Raw genomic sequence first — 18,452 nt, forward strand, 5'->3', positions numbered from 1 at the left:
TGGAAGCGGGTGAGTCAGCACCATGCTCGATGCGTTCCTCAACAGCTTGGGAAATGTGGCGAACGGCAGCGTCCTGCTGCTGATGATGGTGGGGATCGTGATCGGTCTGCTCACCGGTCTGCTTCCGGGCCTGGGCGGCGTGGTCGTGCTCGTTCTGTTGCTGCCGTTCACCCTCACCATGTCGCCGTTCGAGGCGTTCGCGCTGCTGCTGAGCACCTACGCGGTCTTCAGCATCACCGGCGACATGACCTCGATACTGATCGGGATACCCGCGCATCCGGAGTGTGCTGCGCTGGTGCCCGACGGGTACCCGATGACCAAACGCGGCGAGGCGGCGCGCGCATTGGGCGCCACCATCTTCAGCGCCGCGGCCGGCGCGGTCATCGGCGCGGTCATGCTGTTCCTGCTGATTCCGGTGCTGCGTCCCCTGGTGGTGGACATCGGCTCACCGGAGCTGTTCGCGATCGTCCTGCTGGGCCTCGCGATGGTGGGCAGCCTCAGCGGCAAGAGCGTACTCAAGGGCATCGCCGCGGCCTGCCTCGGCATGCTGCTCGCCTCGATCGGCACCAACGCCCAGACCGGTATCGTCCGCTACGGCTTCGGCAGCCTCAGCCTGCTGGAGGGCCTGTCGCTGGTCGCCGTCGCGCTGGGCCTGTTCGCGCTGCCGGAGATCATGGAACTGCACGCCCGGGGCAAGCGCGGCGTCTCGGAGCGCCCCGACCTGTCCAGCGGCGTGGAGGTCGGCGTCCGGGATGTCCTGTCCCGGCCGAGCCTGTTGCTGCGCGGCAGCCTGATCGGCGCGGTGATGTCGATGCTGCCCGGCCTGGGCAGCGCGGTGGGGCAGTGGGTCGCGTACGGCCAGGCGGCGCAGATTTCCAAGCACCCCGAGCGGTTCGGCACCGGAGTCATCGAGGGCGTGATCGCTCCGGCTTCCGCGAACAACTCGAAGGAAGCCGGCTCCCTCGTGCCCACCATCGCGGTCGGGGTGCCGGGATCGGCCGCGATGGCAATCATGCTCGGCGCGTTCGTGGTGGTGGGCATCACCCCGGGGCCGTCCATGCTCGGTACCCACCTGAACATCACCTACTTCATGATCTGGATGCTGGTGTTGGCGAACGTCATCGGCGCGGCGCTGTCGTTCGCCTTCCTCAAGCCGATGGCGCGGATCAGCGTGGTACCGGCGATGACGCTCATGCCGGTCGTCAGCGCGCTGGTCATCATCGGCAGCGCGGTCTCCGCGGCCCGCTGGAGCGATGTGGTGACCCTCATCGCCACCGGCATGGTCGCCTGGGTCATGCGCCGCGCCGGCTGGTCCGTCGTGCCGGTGATTCTCGGTTTCGTGCTGGGCGGCAACGCCGAGAACTTCCTGTGGATCAGCGTCGGCACGTACAAGTTGCACTGGCTGCTGTCGCCCGTGGTCGACCTGCTGTTCGCGGCCACCATCCTGCTGGCCGTGGGTACCGCCTGGCGCAAGTCCCGGTCGCGGCGGCGGGCGCAGGCCACGGACGAGGGCACACCGGCGATCGAGTCGGTGGACCGGGCGTGGCTCTGGGCGTCGCTGGCGGTCGCCGCCGCGTTTACCGCGCTGGGTGCCGTCGCCGTCATCCTGGCCTGGCACTGGCCGCTGGAGGCTCGGGCGTTCCCGACCGCGGTCGGCAGTCTGCTGGTCGTGCTCGGCCTGCTGGAGGTGGGCGTCGAGGTGCGGGCCCTGCGCCGCTCGCGGACTGACCAACCCGTCGATGGCGAGGATGCCGGACCCGATGTGGGTATCGTGCCGGAGCCCGCCGGTGTCGCGGCACCCGCTGGCACGCTCGGGTCGGCCCAACCGGCCATGGCCGCCTCCGCGACCGGAGTCCTCGACCCCATCCCGGCCGTCGCCGTCGTGCCGGCCGAACTGCCGGTGAAGCGTTCGCTTGCCGGTCTCGGCTGGTTCGTGCTCGCCGCGGTGCTCAGCTACGCGGTCGGTTTCCTGATGGGGCTGGTCGTGTTCGTCTTCGGGTACGCGATGGCCACCCGGCGCGGCCTGCTCCGCGCGGTGTTGATGGCGGCGGTGGTCGGAGTGGTGTTCTACGTGCTGTTCGTGCTGGTGCTCAACGTGGCCATGCCGATCCCACTGATCGGACCCAGCTTCATCTAGCGCGTGGTCTCTCGAAAGGTCGACTCCCGAAAGCCGCCTGGATGTCCACAGTGGAGGACCTATGACCGAAGCGGACCCGCCACCCGGCGCCGAGGATCCCTTCTACCTGCTGGACAATGTTCACCTGACGTCGGTCGGCGTGGACATCGGATCGTCCACTTCGCACCTCATCTTCTCCCGCCTGCACCTGCGGCGGGAAACGCTGGAACTGTCCAGCCGGTTCCGGCTGGTGTCGCGGACCGTGCTGTGGCAGTCGCCGGTGCTGCTCACCCCGTACCTTCCGGACGGCCTCATCGACTCCGGCGCCATCGCGGCGTTCACCGCGCGGTGCCACGCCGACGCCGGTATCGATCCGTCCGTGATCGACACGGGCGCGGTCATCCTGACCGGGGAAGCGCTCAAGCGCCGCAATGCCCGGGCGCTGGCCGACGCGGTGGCGTCCGGGTCCGGCGACTTCGTGTGCGTCACCGCCGGGCACAACCTGGAGGCGTTGCTGTCCGCGTACGGTTCGGGTTCGGTCGAGGCGTCCCAGCGCACCGGCGGGTCGCTGCTCTGCGTCGACATCGGGGGCGGCACCACGAAGTTGGCGCTGATCCGTGCCGGTGAGGTGGTGGCGACCGCTGCGATCGAGGTCGGTGGCCGGATCGTGGCCTGGGACGCGGACCGGCGGCTGACCCGGGTCGCCCCGGTGGCGAACGCCTTGATGGCGGATGCAGGGCTGCCGAATACACCTCTGCCGTGTGCCTCAGTGTCGGCTGCGTCGCTGCCGAATGCGTCGCTGCCGGCGGGCGAGGCTCTGCGGCCCGGCGACTACTTCGGTCCGGAGGCGGAGCGGTCGCTGGCCGCCGTGGTCGCCGCGCAGATTCTGGCGGTACCCGCCGGAAACGTCGCCGGCCTGCGGCCCGATCTCGTACTCACCGAGCCGGTCTGGGAGCAGATGGTCGGCCTGGACGGAGTGACCTTCTCCGGCGGCGTGTCCGAGTACGTCTTCGATCGGGACCGGGCCGACTACGGCGACCTCGGCCGGGCGATCGGAGAGCACCTGCGGGAGGCCATCGACCGGGGTGTGTTCGGCGTCCCGGTGCTCGATCCGGGCCAGGGCATCCGGGCCACCGTGATCGGTGCGTCGCAGTGTTCGGTACAGGTCACCGGAAGTACCGTGGCCGTTCGGGGCGCGAGCCTGCCGCTGCGCAACCTCCCGGTCGTACACCCGGCCGTCGACCTCGCCGGAGACATCGATCCGTTCGAGGTGGCGGCGGCCATCAGGCGCGCGGTGAAGGCACACGACCTGCCCGAGGACGCGGCGGTCGCACTCGCCCTCCGCTGGGCCGGGCCGCCGTCGTACCCGCGGCTGCGGGCGCTGGGCGAGGGCATCGTCGCGGCGCGACCACCCGGGACCGGGGTGCCGGCCGTCATCCTGCTCGACAGGGACCTCAGCGCGTCGCTGGGCGCGCTGCTGGCGGACGAGCTGGCCGTGTCCGGGCCACTGATCTGCCTGGACAACCTGGAGTTCCGGCCGCTGGACTACGTCGACATCGGTCCGCCCATCTGGCCCCCCGGGGTGTTGCCGGTCGTCATCAAGTCGTTGCTGTTCGGGTCAAGCGGATGAGGGAGGCACGATGAGTCAGTCACCGGCTGGTCAGGCACCGGCGAGTCAGTCAGCGGCGCGTCAGCCAGCGGCCGACGGGCAGGATCAACGGTTCCTGGTCAGCGCGTACCGCGACTGGGTCGAGGGCGAGAAGGTGCCGCTGATCGAGGATTTCGCGGTCGACCTGCGCTCCGCGCCGGTCACCCCCTGGGCCCGGCTGGGCGTCAACGGGGCCGTGGTGAACGTGGCCGGCCGGGGCGATTTTCTGGACCTGTGGCTGCTGGAACTGCCGCCCGGCCAGGCGCTCGTTCCGCAGCGCCACCTCTTCGAGGCCGTCGCCTACGTGATCTCCGGACGGGGCAGCACGACCATCGAGACCGGCGACGCCAGCCACAGCTTCGAGTGGGGGCCGAAGAGCATGTTCGCGCTTCCGCTCAACGCGCGGTACCAACTGTTCAACGCCAGCGGCCGCGAACCGGCCCGGATCGCCCTGACGACGGCGTTTCCCATCATGATGAACCTCATCCACAACGCCGACTTCCTCTTCGGTGTCGACTTCGAGTTCCCCGAGCGGCTGCGGACCCCGACCGGCTACTTCCGCGGCGAGGGGCGGCACGTGTCCGACACGCACGCGGACCTCGTACACAACTTCTGGGAGACCAACTTCGTCCCGGACCTCGGCATCTTCGCCGAGTTGAGGCCGCTGGAGCGCCGGGGCAAGGCCAGCAACGGCATCCAGTTCCTGCTCGCCGACGGCGTGCTGCACGCGCACATGTCGGAGATTCCGGTCGGCCGGTACAAGAAGGCGCACCGGCACATGGGAGGAACGCACATCTACCCGGTGACCGGCCAGGGTTATTCGTTGCTCTGGTACGAGGGGGAGACCACGAGGCGGCGGGTCGACTGGTGCCACGGAGTGGTGTATTCGCCGCCGGACAACATGTACCACCAGCATTTCAACATCAGTGGCGAGCCGGCGCGCTACTTCGCGGTCAAGATGGGCAACTACCGCTATCCGGTGACGGCCCGGATGAACAGCCAGTTCACCGCGAGCAGCCAGCAGATCCGGGATCGCAAGACGCAGATCGAGTACGAGGACGAAGACCCGGCGATCCGCGAACTGTACGACGCCGAGTTGGCCAGGGCGGGCGTGCCGTCAAGGATGGAGTGAGACCGTAGAGTCGGGCGCTCTTATAGGATACAATCTACAACCATCCATGACGTCAGCTCACCGATCACGCTGATCGCAAGGGAGTGTCCGTGTCTGAGGAACTCTTCAAAGAACCGCTGGACGGATCCTTCGCCGGGACGATGCGGGTCAACCGCCAGCCCACGCCGTACCAACGCTACATGGCGGACGAGGGCATCCCGGTCTTCATCGGCCCGGGCGTCCACAACGTGCGGGAACTCGAACTCAAGCCGTGGGCGCGGATGGGCGTCAACGCCACGTTCATCGACCTCGACAACACCACGGACCTGATGGGCATGCACGTCATCGAGATCCCGCCGGGCGGCTCGACCGAACCGATGCGGCACTGCTTCGAGGAGAAATACTGGGTCGTCGAGGGTGAGGGCACCACCGAGCTGTCCCTGCCGGACGGCTCGGGGCGGCAGCGCTTCGAGTGGCACCAGAACTCTTTGTTCGCGATCCCGATGAACGCGCGGTTCCAGCTGGTCAACGCGCGGTCGACGCCGGCGCTGCTGCTGGTCGGCAACACCGCGCCGACCGTGCTGAACACGTTCGACAATGTCGACTTCGTGTTCAACAACGACTACCCGTTCGTCGAGCGGTACGACGGCTCGGCCGACTACTACAAGCCCAACACCGAGACGCTCGCGACTCCTGAGCTGGGCCGGGCGATGTGGAAGACGAACATCATCCCGGACATCGTGAACACCGAGTTCCCGCTGGACAACCAGCGCTCGCCGGGTTACCGGCGGATCGAGCCGAACATGGCCGGCGGCTACTTCCGGTGCTTCATCGGCGAGCACGTGCCGGGCCGGTACTCGAAGGCACACCACCACAAGTCCGGTGCCGTGCTCATCTGCGTCAAGGGCGAGGGCTACACGTACAACTGGCCGAACCACGTCGGCACCAGGCCGTGGGCCAGCGGCCAGGCGGATCAGGTCGAGCGAGTCGACTACGTGCAGGGCGGCATGGTGGCCGCGGCGCCGGGCGGCGGCACCTGGTTCCACCAACACTTCGGCACCAGCGCCGGACCGCTGCGGCTGCTCGTGTTCTCCGGCGGCGTACCCGGCACCTGGTCGCAGGAGTACGGCCGCACCAACAAGACCAAGGTGTGGACCAACGCCAACATCGAGGACGGCGGCAACAGCATCGGCTACCGCAGCGAGGATCCGCACATCCGCGAGGAGTTCGAGCGCAACCTCGCCCGCAACGGCGGGAAGTCCATCATGACCGACGACCTCTACGCCTGACGGATCCCAGGCGCTGCCAGCCTAACCGTCCTCCATTGAGCCGTCATCCGCCGCGGCGAGTCGGGCGCCGCGGCGGATGACTCGTTCCCGGAAACCGCGCGGCCTGTCGCGCGGCGGGTCTGTCGCGGTCCGTCTGTCGCGGGCGGTCTGTCGCGGGCGGTCTGTCGCGGGCGGTCTGTCGCGGGCGGTCCGTCGTGGGCGTCCGTCGTGGCGCACGGTCTGTCGCGGGCGGTCCGCCGCGATCCGCCTGACGTCTTCCCACTATCGCCTGCAGGATATAGGCTGTGGCACAACTCACCGCCTCCTCGGGAGGCGCGCGGTTCGCGGTCCCCGGCGCTCAACTGCGGTTTCTCAACCGCGGTTTCCGCCGGGAACGCGACCCGGTTCACGCATGACACATGACCTATGACTCAGGCACCGGCAGGTGGTGGCGAGCCAACGCCGGATACGCAGAGGGGATCAGTCGAAGTCATGAACGGAATCTCCAGAGCGCGGGCGGCGGCCAAGCTGGCTTCCGTCGTCGTGGCGGGCGCGGTGCTGGCCGCTTGCAGCGTCGGGGTGAACGGCGGCAGCTCGTCGACGTCGAAGAGCGACGACACGGTCAGCTTCGCCGGCAAGACGGTAACACTCATCGCTCCCTTCGCCGCCGGCGGTTCGGCCGACGTCCTGGCCCGCCTGACCGCCGCGCAGCTGAGTGACTTCCTGCCCGGCAAGCCGACCGTCGTGGTGAAGAACATGGACGGTGGGGCCGGGTCGGTCGGCCTGAACTACGTGGCCAACCTGCAACCGGCCAACGGCCTGACCCTCGGGTTCTTCGGCGCCGGCATGGCGACCCGGTACATCGCGAAGACGACCGGCTTCGACGCTCTGCCCGACCAGCCGCTGATCGGCGGGTTCCCGCAGGGCCTGGTCCAGCCGGTGCGCGCCGACCTCGGCACGGACATCCCGACGCTGCAGAAGTCCGCGAAGCCGCTGCGCATCGCCGAGACCTCGGCGGGTGGCACCGGTTCGCTCGCGGCCACGGTCGGCAACGGCCTGCTCGGCATACCGATCAAGCAGATCTACGGGTTCAGCGGCGGCGGCGCCGACGCGGCGACGTCGATGCTCAGCAACGAGACCGACGCCGCGCAGACCGCGGACACGTCGTACGACCAGACCTTCCGGCCCTACGTCAAGGACGGCAAGTTCAACGCGCTGTTCCAGACCGGGGTGATGAACGACCAGCAGCAGATCGTCCGCAGCGCGCTGGCCCCGGACGTCCCGACGATCCTGGAGCAGTACCAGAAGCTGCACAACGGTGCGATGCCGACCGGGGAACTCTGGGACACCTACCAGATCGCGGCCAACCTCAACACGTCGAACTACGTCCTCGCGGCCCGCAAGGGCACACCGGCCAACCTGATGTCGACGATCCAGACCGCGTTCAACAACATGGTGAAGAGCGACGGCTGGAAGACCCTCACCCAGTCGAAGCTCACCGTCCCGCTGGCGGCGACCGACGCCGCGACGGCGACCAAGTCGTGGAACGCCTTCCTGAACAGCTCGCCCGAGCAGGTGACGCTGTTCAAGAAGTACAGCGGCCTCAAGTAGCGGTCGAGGGGGTACCCATGACGTTCGTCGCGCCAACGGAAGAGAAGACCTACGCCGGGACGACCACCTACCGCCGGCCGGCCCGCCCGTACGAGCGGTTCATGCAGGAGCAGGACATCCCGGTGCACCGCGGCATCGGCGTACGCGACGTCCGCGAGCTCGAACTGCGGCCGTGGGCCCGGCTCGGCGGAAACGCCGCGTTCATCCAGCCCGATGGCACGGACGGGCAGTGGGGGATGTTCGTCATCGAGGTGCCCGGCCGCGGTACCACGAACCAGGAAAGGCACCTCTACGAGGAGTTGTTCTTCGTCATCGAGGGGCGCGGGACCACCGAGGTGTGGCTGGAGGGCAGCCGCCGGGTCCAGCGCTTCGAATGGGGTGCCGGCTCGATGTTCGCGATCCCGCCGAACGCGTTCCACCGCATCGTCAACGGCTCCGCCGATCGGGCGCTGTTGCTGGCCGGGAACAACGCGCCGCCCATCATGAACATCTTCAAGAGCGAGAGCTTCATCTTCGACAACCCGGCGCGGCTGGTCGATCTGGCCGCCGACGGGGACTACTACCGGCCCCCGGAGGACATCCTCGCCGATCCGGTGCGCGGACGCGCGATGTGGCGCACAAATCTCGTACCGGACGTGGTCGACGTGGACCTGCCGTTGGACAACGAGCGGTCACCCGGGTACAGGCGGGTCGAACCGCACATGGCCACCGACGCCTTCTTCTGCTTCATCGGCCAGCACGAGCCTGGCCGCTACTCCAAGGCGCACCGGCACCCGTCCGGCGCGGTGCTGATCTGCGTCAAGGGTGAGGGTTACACCTACACCTGGCCGCGGGAGGCCGGTCCGCGACCGTGGGAGACCGGGCAGGAGCACCTGGTGAAGCGCCAGGAGTACGTGTCGGTGGGGATGGTCTCCGCGGCGCCCGGCGGCGGCGACTGGTACCACCAGCATTTCGCCACCGGTGCCGACGGCGTCCGGCTGTTGGTCTGGGACGGCAGCGGGCGCTCCTACTACGGCTGGGGTGCCCCGGGCGAGGAGCTGATCGCCTCCCGCGTCAGCGTCCAGCAGGGCGGCCGGAGCATCGACTACGAGGACGAGGACCCGCACATCCGGCGGGAGTACGTGCGCCAGCTCGAGCGGCGCGGAATCGCGTCGCGGATGCCCTGATGCCACCCGACCCCGGACGGCTCGCGAGCGAGAAGCCGCCCGCGAGAGAAAGGAAACCGAGATGCTCGGCGCGATAGCCTCGGCATTCGCACACTTCGGCTCGATGAGTGTCCTGCTCCTGATGCTCGTGGGCACGCTCGCTGGGCTGGGCATCGGACTGCTCCCCGGCATCGGCTCGATCGTCGCCATGTCGCTGCTGCTGCCGTTCACCTTCCACATGTCCAGCTTCGAGGCGTTCGCGCTGCTGCTCAGCCTGTACGCCGTCGTCACCACCGCGGGCGACCTGACGTCCATCCTGATCGGCATACCCGCGCATCCCGAGTGCGCCGCGATGATTCTGGACGGCTACCCGATGGCGCGTAAGGGTCAGGCCGGCCGGGCGATGGCGGCCTCCACGTACGCGGCGGTGGTCGGCGCCGTCATCGGCGCGATCGCGCTGGCGATCTCGGTGCCCATCATGCGGCCGATCGTGCTGCACATCAACGCCGGTGAGCTGTTCACCCTCGCGATCCTGGGCGTGGTGATGGTCGGCGCGGTCAGCGGTGACTCGCCGCTGCAGGGCGCCGTGCTGGGCGGCGTGGGACTGCTGCTGGCGGCCGTGGGACCGGACGTGCAGACGGGCATCATCCGGTACGGCTTCGACTCGACGTACCTGATCGGCGGCGTACCGCTGATCCCGCTCGCGGTCGGCCTGTTCGCGGTGCCGCAACTGTTCGAGATACACGCCAGACGCCGGGAGACCCTGGGCAAGACCACCAGCCTGGCCGATGTCGGCCGGCGCACCGGGCTTCAGGACACGCTGCGCCACTGGACGCTGGTGTTGCGGGGCAGCCTCATCGGCGTGCTGACCGGCATCGCCCCCGGCCTGGGATCGTCGCTGGGCCAGTGGGTCGCGTACGGGCAGGCGATGCAGACGTCCAAGCATCCGGAGCGCTTCGGTCGCGGCACGGTCGAGGGCGTCATCGCCCCGGGCGCGAGCAACAACTCGAAGGAGGGCGGCTCGCTCATCCCGACGCTCGCCTTTGGAGTGCCGGGTTCGGGCGCGATGGCCGTGCTGCTGGGCGCATTCCTCATCCTCGGGCTGACGCCGGGCCCGAGCATGCTGGAGGACCACCTGAACATCACGTTCTTCATGATCCTCATCCTCGTGGTGTCGAACATCCTCGGCGCGGCCCTGTGCCTGACGTTCCTCAGGCCGCTGGCGGCCATCACCAAACTGCGGGGCGGCCTGATCATCCCGTTCGTCATGTTCCTGGTCTTCGTGGGCGCGGCGGCGACCACGGGACAGTTCGGCGATCTGGTCGTGATGCTGGTCGCCGGTCTCATCGCCTGGATCCTCGGCCGGTACCACTGGCCGATCATCCCGGTCATCCTCGGCTACGTGCTGGGCAAGAGCGCCGAACCCAACCTGTTCATCGCACAGCGGGCCTACGGCTGGGCGTTCCTCGAACGGCCGATCGTGCTGGTCATCATCGCCATCGCGGCGGCGACGTTCATCTGGTCCGTCCGGCTGCGTCGCCGGCAGCGCGCGTTGCGGCCGGACGCCGACACCAACGGCACCGGGACGCGTACCGGCGCGGCCACCTGGGCGTCGCTGGTCATCTCCGTCTGCCTCACCGCGGTGGCGCTGGTCGCCGTCCTGGTCGCGCAGGGATGGTCGCGGGACGCGAAGCTGTACCCGACGATCGTCGGCGTCGCCACGACCGGCTTCGGACTGCTGTGCGTTCTGGAGTGCGTCCGCGCCCAGATCCGGTACGCGCGGGGCCGGCGCGACCCCGCTCCGGCGGAAGCCGCCCCGACGGGAGCCGGGCCGGCGGCGGAGCAGTCCGACGCGGCCGGTGCCGGTCTTGTTGACGGCGCAAGGCCGATCGGTGGCGGTCTCACCGGCGGCGGTCTCACCGATGGCGGCCTCGTCGACGGAGGGCGGACCGGTGGCGCGGGATCGCGTGCGGCCGGGTCCGGGCGCACGGCCGGCGCGGTACTCGTCGATGCCGGCCCGGAAGTCGAACTCGATGAGGTCGAACGTGTCGCCACGCCGAAGCTGCGGTCCGAGATCTGGATGCTGGGTTGGCTCGTGGCCACGTTCATCGCCACCCGACTGGTCGGCATCGGGGTTGCCGGCATGGCCTTCGCGATCGTCTACCTGGTCTTCGCCGCGAAGGCGAAGCTGCGGATCGCCGTCCCCTGCGCGGTCGTCATCGGCGTGCTGTTCTACTACGTCTTCGTACACGTCCTCAAGGTGGTGCTGCCCCCCACCTTCCTGCACCTGGCCGTCCTCGGTTTCAACCTCACCTGACGGAAGGCATCGATGACATGACCGATTACGACTTTCAGCAACTCGGTGTCCGGGTGGCGGGTCAGGTGGCCACCGTCGAACTGCTCTGGCCCGATGGCAGATCCCGGGACAAGCAGGCCGGTCACCACGAGCTGGCCACCTGCCTGGCGCGCGTCCGGGGCGATGACGACATCCGCGTCCTCGTGCTCAAGGGCGCGGTCGACGGCACGTTCTACGCCCCGTTCGTCGGCGGCGAACACAGCGCCGAACCGTCCCGGTTCAAGAAGGGCGTGATGAGCGATCCCGAGCACATCTACCGGGCGCTGCAAGAGACACAGCAGATCATGGACTCGATCGTGCGCATGGAGAAGCCGGTCATCGCCATGGTGAACGGAAACGCCCTCGGATTGGGCGCCTCGCTCGCGTTCGCCTGCGACTTCATCGTGGCCGACGAGCGGGCGTACATCACCGACATCCACATCGCCAACCACCACTTCGTCCCGTCGGCGAACAGGTCGACCGGGATCGTGCCCGGTGACGGCGGAACGGTCTTCTGGCCGGCTCAGATGAGCCTGGTGAAGGCGAAGGAGTACCTGATGACCGGCCGGCCGGTGACCGCCCGGGAACTCGCCGACCTGAACGCCATCACCAAGGCGGTGCCGGCGTCCGAGCTTCAGGCGACGGTCGACGGTTACATCGAGGAACTGCTCGCGCGCCCCGCCTGGGCGCTCGGTTGGACGAAGCTGGCGATAAACAAGCGACTCCGCTCGGACCTCGAACTGACCCTGGACACCTCCGCCGCGCTCGAAGCCCTGAGCATGCGGGTCAGGGACGACTATCCCGGGCCCAAGGGCACCCAGACGTTGTGAGGCAGATGGGGAGGACGTCGTCGTGACGGACCTGGCAATCGTGGGAATGGGTATGCTCACCGGCACGCAGGCCGGCCGGAGCATGAGATCGATCCTGGCCGAGGCGTCACGCCTGGCCATCGAGGACGCGGGGATCGACCGGTCGCAGGTGACGGCCGCGGTCGAGGTGCGCAGTGCCGCCGGGAGGGGCGGGCGCGCCGGTTCGTCGGACGCGTTTCCGCGCCTGCTCGGCCTGCCCGTCGACTTCTACCAGCCGATCGGCCGGGGCGGCACCGGCGGAGCGTTTGCCGTCGCCATCGCCGGAATGCTGATCGACCGGGGCATCGCGAACTACGTGGTGATCGCCGGGGGATCGCTGGACTACTCGGAATCGAAGCGGGCCAAGAGCTCCTCGGGTGCCAAGGGCACGGTGCGCATCGAGCCCGAGGGCTACTGGGGCAGGCCGTTCGGCGACCTGCGCGCGGTCAGCCACCACAGTTTCTTCGCCTCCCGGCACATGCACGAGTACGGCACGACCTCGCGGCACCTGGGCCTGATCGCGACCCAGCTGCGCGACTGGGCGCTGCTCAATCCGCAGGCCCGGTACTACGGCCGACCGTTGACCCTGGAGCAGTACGAGGCCGAGGACTACCTGGTCTACCCGTACCGCCGCGACGACGTGTGCGTGATGACCGATGGCGCCGTGGCCATGGTGGTGACCGGCGCCGATCGGGCCCGCGACAGCGAGCACCCGGTGTCGGTACGGGGGATCGGGTTCGGCGAGGCCATGGCGCAGTTGTGGTGGGAGAAGCGCAACTACACGTCCCTGGCGGTACAGAACGCGAAACAGCAGGCGTTCGGTCAGGCCGGGATCACCCTGGACGACATCGACTGCGTGCAGTTCTACGACTGTTTCACCGGCGAGGTGCTGTTGCAGCTGGAGGACTACGGCTGGGCCGGCAAGGGCGAGGGTGGCGCGTTCCTCGAGTCGACCCGGATCGGTCCGGGCGGGACGCTTCCGGTGAACACCGGCGGCGGCCTGATGTCGGCGTACCACTTCGGCGACCTCACCGGATTCTCCGAGGCGCTGCTGCAACTGCGCGGCCAGGCGACCGGCCGCCAGCTGGAGAACTGCGGTACAGCGCTGGTGACCGGCCACGGCGGTGAGGTGCTCAACCCGGGAATGTGCTCGGCGCACAGCACGGTCGTCCTGTCCACCGAGTGACCCGGCACCGCCGGCGGCCGACTGGCCGGTCGCCGACGCGAGGATCGACTGGAGGTAGCGTGACGGTTCCAACGCCCAACATCGACAACGACAACCGGGCCTTCTGGGAAGGCGTCGACGAGGGCAAGTTCCTGCTCGCCCGGTGCGGCGTCTGCGGGAGCTGGTACTGGCCGATCTCGTACTGCCGGCAGGCGCACCCGGCCGCGCCGTTCATGGGCGACCTGTCCTGGGTCGAGGGATCGGGCCGGGGAGCGGTCTTCGCGTTCAACGTGCACCACGTCGCCCTCGAAGGCTGGCTGGCCGACCGGATCCCGTACGTGAACGCCATCATCGAGCTTGACGAGGGTCCGATGTTCGGCACGAACGTGGTCGACTGCCCGACCGGCGAGGTGCGCGTCGGCATGCCGGTGCGCATCGTCATCCGTGACGTGGATGGGGTGAAGCTGCCGCTGGCGGTACCGGCGCCGGCCGGCGCGTGACGCGGCCGGACGGCGGCCCCGCGACGGCGACCGGTGACCGGCAGCCGTCTTCGCGGGGGTCGGGCGCGGCGTTGCGCCGGTTCGTCGAGGCGCGGCAGGTGGCGGTGTTCGGCGCGAACGAGCGGCGCCACCACACCCGCATGGTGGTCGAGGGGGCGCGCGCCGTCGGGTTTCCGGCCGAGTCGGTGCACCTGATAAACCCGCGCTTCGACACGGTACTCGGCCTGCGCTGCCATCCCGACGCCACGGGCCTGGACCTCCGCGACGGCGTCGCCGTCATCGTGTCGGCGGCGAACTCGGTCGTGCCGGCCATCGAACAGGCCGCCGCGGCCGGCTGCCGCGCGGCTGTGGTGCTGGCGGAGGGTTTCGCCGGCCGGGGCGAACACGGTGAGGCGCTGGAGCAGCAACTGCGCCAGACCGCCCGCCGGCTGGACATTGCGCTGCTCGGCCCCAACACGCTCGGGCTGACCGCGCCGGGCTTCCAGGTCTCGCTGTGGACCGGCGACGGCATCCGGCGGCCGTTGCGTCCCGGCGCCGTGTCGCTGCTGTTCCAGTCCAGCGGCATGCTCAACGTCGTGCTGTCGGTCGCGTCGCACTGGCGGCTGGGCGTGCGGCTGGCGCTGTCGGTGGGCAACGAGGGCGGCGTCGAACTGGTCGAGGCGCTCGAATTCGCCGGCCGGGACGAGGGCACCCGGACGGTCGGCGTGTACTGCGAGGCGATCCACGACCCACACCGGGTCGCGCGGGCGCTGGCCGCGCTCGCCGCCGTGGGCAAACCCGTGGTGATGCTCAGCTCGGGACGCTCGGACCGGTCGCGGCGCAACGCGCTGGCGCACGCCGGCAGGTTGGCGTCGGGCGGCCGGAGCTGGGAGGCGCTGTGCCGCAAGGCCGGCGTCATCCTGGTTGGCGACCTCGACGAGTTCCTGGAAACGCTGTTCATCGCCGAGTACGGCGAGCACTTCCGCCACGGCGGCGCCGGGTTGGTGACCGTTTCCGGTGGCGATGTCGGGCTGCTGAGCGATCTCGCCGCCGAGGTCGGGCTTGACCTGCCGGTACCGGGGGAGGCGCTGCGCGCCAAGATAGCCGAGGAGTTGGGTGCGCCCGACACGGTCGGCAATCCGCTCGACTGCGGCGGATTCACCCGTACCACCATCGTGCGCAGCACCGAACTGCTCTGCGGGGACGACGCGGTGGGCATCGTCGCGTTCCGGTGCATGCAGCCACCGGTCCCGACCGAGGCGGCGACCACCCTCTACACCGAACTCGTCGACATCGTGCGCCGCCACGGGAAGCTGCCTGTCCTGATGAGCCGCACGATCGAGCCGCTGGACGCGAGCTGGTTCGAACTCTGCGCGCGGCTGCGGGTACCGCTGCTGATGTCCTACCGCCCCGCGTTGCTGGCGATCCGCAACTTCCTCGCCTGGTCGGCCGGCCGCGAGCGGCTGGTCGCCGAGCCGCCGGAGTTCGGTGCGCTGCCGACGGCGGTCGAGGCGCCTCCGCCCGGCCGGTTGGTCGGGCTCGCCGACGCGACATCCGTGGTGGCCGGGCTCGGCATCGACTATGTCGCCTCGCGCACCTGCGCGGGGGAGGACGACGCTGTCGACGCGGCGGAGGCCATCGGTTATCCGGTCGCGGTCAAGGGCGCGTCCTCGACGCTGGCGCACAAGAGCCGCGCGGGTGCAGTGTACCTGGACGTGCGGGGCGGTGACGCGATCCGGGAGGCCTGTCGCGGTATCGCCCGGTCCATGCTCGCGGCCGGCGCGGCCGTCGAGGGGTTCGAGATCCAGCGCATGCTCCCGGCCGGGCCGCAACTGGTGCTGGGGATGAGTGTCGATCCGGTGTGCGGGCGCGTGGTGCTGGCCGGGCGCGGTGGCGTCGACGTCGAGTACGGCGCGCCGCCGCTCATCCTGATTCCCCCGCTCGGGCCGCGCGAGGCACGGGAAGCCACCGAGGCGCTGGTGGCCACCGGGCTTCTCGCCGGCGTACCGGAGGCGGACGAGCCGGCGTACCGGGCGGGCCTCACCGAGCTGCTGGCCGGATTCTGCCGGCGCGTGCTCGACCTGCCGGAGACGGTCACGCAGATCGACATCAACCCGCTGATCCTCGCTTCGGCCGCCACGGTTTCGGGCGTCTCGGTGTCGGGCGCAACGGTTTCTGGCGCCTCCGGTTCGGGTGGCACGGTCGCTGGCGGCACGGTTTCGGGATCCTCGGTCGCTGGCGGCACGGTCTCGGTTGACGCGGTCGCGGTCGACGCGGTCGTGGTGCGCACACCGTGACGGTCGTGGCGAGCAGCCGATGACCCGATGGCAAAGGAGTGCCGACCATGGATTCCCGGATGGTGACTGACCCCCTCGCGGACGTACGGGTGCTGCGGATCGGCGACCGGTTGGCCGGGCGTACCCTGACCCGGCTGCTGACCGATCAGGGCGCCCGGGCCACGGTGGTGGACCTGGACGACCCGGACGCGCGAGCGAAGGCGATCGCGGCCTGTGCCGGGTGCGACATTGTCGTCGACGCCGGGGCCATCGGCCGCGCCGACGCGGCGGGGTTGGGCTTCGACGACCTGGCCCCGGTACGCCCCGGCCTGATCTACTGCTCGCTGCCGGTGTTTCCGCCGGCACCGGCGGATGTCGCGCCGGGCGCGGGCGGGGCGAGTGCCGGAAGGGTCAGTGCCGGGACGGTGAGTGCCGGGACGGTGAGTGCCGGGACGGTGAGTGCCGGGACGGTGAGTGCCGGGACGGTGAGTGCCGGGACGGTGAGTGCCGGCGGCGTTCCGGTGGACGACGACATCGCGATCGCGGCGGAACTCGGCCTGAACTTCGTCGCCGGTCGTGAACCGCGCGACGAAGAACTCCCGGTGGGCAGCTCGTTCGGCGCGTTCCTGGCCGCCGGATACGTCATGGCCGCCCTGCTGCGCGTACGGCGGGACCCGTCCGGGCAACGGATCGTCGTCCCGCTGGCCGCGGCGACGCTGACCACCGTCGCCCGGCGGCTGATCCGGGCCGCGGATCCGGCTCTGGTCGATCCGGTCGCCGGTCCGAGGCTGCCGATCGCGTCCCGGTACGCGTGCTCCGACGGGTGCTTCGTCCAAAGTGGAGGGGCCTACTCCCGCTTCGTGGAGACGTTCGTGGACGTGATCGGCCGTCCGGAGTGGCGACCCGAGGCGGTCCAGGCACTGCTCGGCCTGCCGACGGCCGCGGACGAGGCGGCCTGGCGCGGGCGGCTCGACGCGGTGTTCCTGGAACGTACCGCCGACGAGTGGGAGCGCGCCATCAACGACGCGGGCGGCTCGTGCACCCGGTGCCGGACGCGCGCGGAGTGGCTCGCCGAGCCGCACGCCCGCGAGTCGGGCATCGTCGTGGACGACGGCACGTCGATCCGGGCCGGGCGCGCCGTCCGGGTCTTCGAGGCGGCGCCGGACGGCGGCTCGCCCGCGCCGCGTGACGGCGGAGCGGCGCAGCGGGGCGACGGCGTGGCGCAGCGGGGCGACGGCGTGGCGCAGCGGGGCGACACCGTGGCGGAGCACGGCGACGGCGTGGCAGTGGCGCGGAACGGCGGTGGGCTCGGTGATTCCGGTTCGCCGCTGCGTGGCGTGGTCGTCGTCGACCTGAGCATCGTCCTCGCCGGACCGACCTGTGGGCGCGCGCTCGGCGACCTCGGCGCCGACGTCATCAAGGTCGACGACCCCCACCGGCCGATCAGCCCGTACGGGTGGCTGGAAGTCAACCGTGGCAAGCGCAGCATTCTGGTCGACCTGCGCCGTGACGAGGGCCGGGAGGTCCTCTGGCGGATGCTGTCCGGTGCCGACGTGCTCCTGGAGAACTACCGGCACGGCAAGCTCGACCAGTTGGGTTTCGGCTTCGCCGACGTCGCGAGGGCGTGCCCCGGCATCGTGTACGCCTCGCTGAACGCGTTCGACGTCGGTGGCCCCTGGGCCGCCCGCCCCGGATGGGAACACAACGCCCAGGCGGCCACCGGCATGCAGCTCGCGCTGGGCGGGTGGGGGCCGGGCAGGCCGCCGGATCAGGTGACGTACCCGCTCAACGACTTCGGTACCGGGCTTCTCGGCGCGTACGGCATCCTGCTGGCCCTGCGGCGTCGGGACGCCACCGGTGCGGCGCAGTTCGTGGCGGGCAGCCTCGCGCGCACCGCGACATTCATCTCCAGCCCGCTGTTCGAGGAGCAGGCCGCGGACCGGGCGGCGTCGAGCGTGCGCTGGCTGCGGTGCCCGGACGGCTACGTCGGGGTTCTGCACAGCGTTTCGGGCCGGGCGGCCTCGGAGGGGGGAGCCTTGGACGGGGACCTGATCCGGGACGCGGCCGACGTCGCCGGTCGGGCGGCATCGCGGGAGGAGGCGGCCGAGCGGTTGCGCGCGTCCGGGTTCGGCTGTGTCGTCGTGCGCGGCTCGGCCGAGTTGCCGGACCGGCCATGGGTGCGGGATTCGGGTCTGGTCGTCGAGTGGGAGCACCCGCGTTGGGGTGCGCTGCGCCAGTCCCGTGCCCGGGGGTGGGCCACGGGCTTCGAGCCGTCGCCCAGTTATCCGGCCCACGATCCGGGACAGGACACGTCCGTCCTGCTCGCCGAGCACGGGTACGACGACGTCGACATCCGGCGGCTGGTCGAGTCCGGGGCGGTGGCCTCCGTACCGCTGTTCGAGATGTGGTCGGTCGCCTGAACGGTGGACGGCACGCGCCCGATCCGGGAC

The 18,452-nt window shown here is 70.0% G+C and carries 12 protein-coding genes; all 12 read left to right on the forward strand.

Going from position 1 to position 18,452, the window contains the following annotated elements:
• Window positions 1-22: 22 nt before the first annotated feature.
• Window positions 23-2,137, forward strand: coding sequence for a tripartite tricarboxylate transporter permease (locus Raf01_RS29425; protein ID WP_203921303.1), 2,115 nt, complete (start codon window positions 23-25; stop codon window positions 2,135-2,137).
• A 61-nt stretch (window positions 2,138-2,198) separates the two neighbouring features.
• Window positions 2,199-3,746 (forward strand): ethanolamine ammonia-lyase reactivating factor EutA, encoded by a 1,548-nt coding sequence (locus Raf01_RS29430; protein ID WP_203921304.1) that lies wholly within the window; start codon window positions 2,199-2,201, stop codon window positions 3,744-3,746.
• A gap of 10 nt (window positions 3,747-3,756) precedes the next feature.
• A complete protein-coding gene (locus tag Raf01_RS29435) occupies window positions 3,757-4,896 on the forward strand; it encodes a cupin domain-containing protein (RefSeq protein WP_203921305.1) in 1,140 nt (379 codons plus the stop codon).
• Window positions 4,897-4,985: 89 nt separating this feature from the next.
• A complete protein-coding gene (locus Raf01_RS29440) occupies window positions 4,986-6,164 on the forward strand; it encodes a cupin domain-containing protein (protein WP_203921306.1) in 1,179 nt (392 codons plus the stop codon).
• A 471-nt stretch (window positions 6,165-6,635) separates the two neighbouring features.
• A complete protein-coding gene (locus Raf01_RS29445) occupies window positions 6,636-7,754 on the forward strand; it encodes a type 2 periplasmic-binding domain-containing protein (RefSeq protein WP_203921307.1) in 1,119 nt (372 codons plus the stop codon).
• Between the two features lie 17 nt (window positions 7,755-7,771).
• A complete protein-coding gene (locus Raf01_RS29450; RefSeq protein WP_203921308.1) occupies window positions 7,772-8,920 on the forward strand; it encodes a cupin domain-containing protein in 1,149 nt (382 codons plus the stop codon).
• 103 nt (window positions 8,921-9,023) lie between these two features.
• Window positions 9,024-11,216, forward strand: a complete 2,193-nt coding sequence (locus Raf01_RS29455) for a tripartite tricarboxylate transporter permease (RefSeq protein ID WP_203921309.1) — start codon at window positions 9,024-9,026, stop codon at window positions 11,214-11,216.
• Between the two features lie 17 nt (window positions 11,217-11,233).
• A complete protein-coding gene (locus Raf01_RS29460; protein WP_203921310.1) occupies window positions 11,234-12,064 on the forward strand; it encodes an enoyl-CoA hydratase/isomerase family protein in 831 nt (276 codons plus the stop codon).
• Window positions 12,065-12,086: 22 nt separating this feature from the next.
• Window positions 12,087-13,268, forward strand: a complete 1,182-nt coding sequence (locus Raf01_RS29465; RefSeq protein WP_203921311.1) for a thiolase family protein — start codon at window positions 12,087-12,089, stop codon at window positions 13,266-13,268.
• Between the two features lie 59 nt (window positions 13,269-13,327).
• Window positions 13,328-13,747 carry a Zn-ribbon domain-containing OB-fold protein gene (locus tag Raf01_RS29470; RefSeq protein ID WP_203921312.1) on the forward strand — a complete coding sequence of 140 codons (420 nt, stop codon included), beginning with the start codon at window positions 13,328-13,330 and terminating at the stop codon, window positions 13,745-13,747.
• Complete coding sequence (locus tag Raf01_RS29475) at window positions 13,744-16,023, forward strand: acetate--CoA ligase family protein (protein ID WP_203921313.1); 2,280 nt, start codon at window positions 13,744-13,746, stop codon at window positions 16,021-16,023. Before Raf01_RS29470 ends, Raf01_RS29475 begins: the two co-directional genes overlap by 4 nt.
• A gap of 59 nt (window positions 16,024-16,082) precedes the next feature.
• Entirely contained in the window at window positions 16,083-18,422 is a 2,340-nt protein-coding gene (locus Raf01_RS29480) for a CoA transferase (RefSeq protein WP_203921314.1), read from the forward strand.
• The last annotated feature ends 30 nt before the right edge of the window (window positions 18,423-18,452 follow it).

This window comes from Rugosimonospora africana (assembly GCF_016862975.1).
GTDB classification, from domain to species: Bacteria; Actinomycetota; Actinomycetes; order Mycobacteriales; family Micromonosporaceae; genus Rugosimonospora; species Rugosimonospora africana.

Bases quoted from the DNA above. Each gene is read 5' to 3' on its own strand.
- Raf01_RS29445 (WP_203921307.1), top strand. From the start codon at position 6,636: ATGAACGGAATCTCCAGAGCGCGGGCGGCGGCCAAGCTGGCTTCCGTC.
- Raf01_RS29435 (WP_203921305.1), top strand. From the start codon at position 3,757: ATGAGTCAGTCACCGGCTGGTCAGGCACCGGCGAGTCAGTCAGCGGCG.
- Raf01_RS29450 (WP_203921308.1), top strand. From the start codon at position 7,772: ATGACGTTCGTCGCGCCAACGGAAGAGAAGACCTACGCCGGGACGACC.
- Raf01_RS29430 (WP_203921304.1), top strand. From the start codon at position 2,199: ATGACCGAAGCGGACCCGCCACCCGGCGCCGAGGATCCCTTCTACCTG.
- Raf01_RS29480 (WP_203921314.1), top strand. From the start codon at position 16,083: ATGGTGACTGACCCCCTCGCGGACGTACGGGTGCTGCGGATCGGCGAC.
- Raf01_RS29425 (WP_203921303.1), top strand. From the start codon at position 23: ATGCTCGATGCGTTCCTCAACAGCTTGGGAAATGTGGCGAACGGCAGC.
- Raf01_RS29460 (WP_203921310.1), top strand. From the start codon at position 11,234: ATGACCGATTACGACTTTCAGCAACTCGGTGTCCGGGTGGCGGGTCAG.
- Raf01_RS29455 (WP_203921309.1), top strand. From the start codon at position 9,024: ATGAGTGTCCTGCTCCTGATGCTCGTGGGCACGCTCGCTGGGCTGGGC.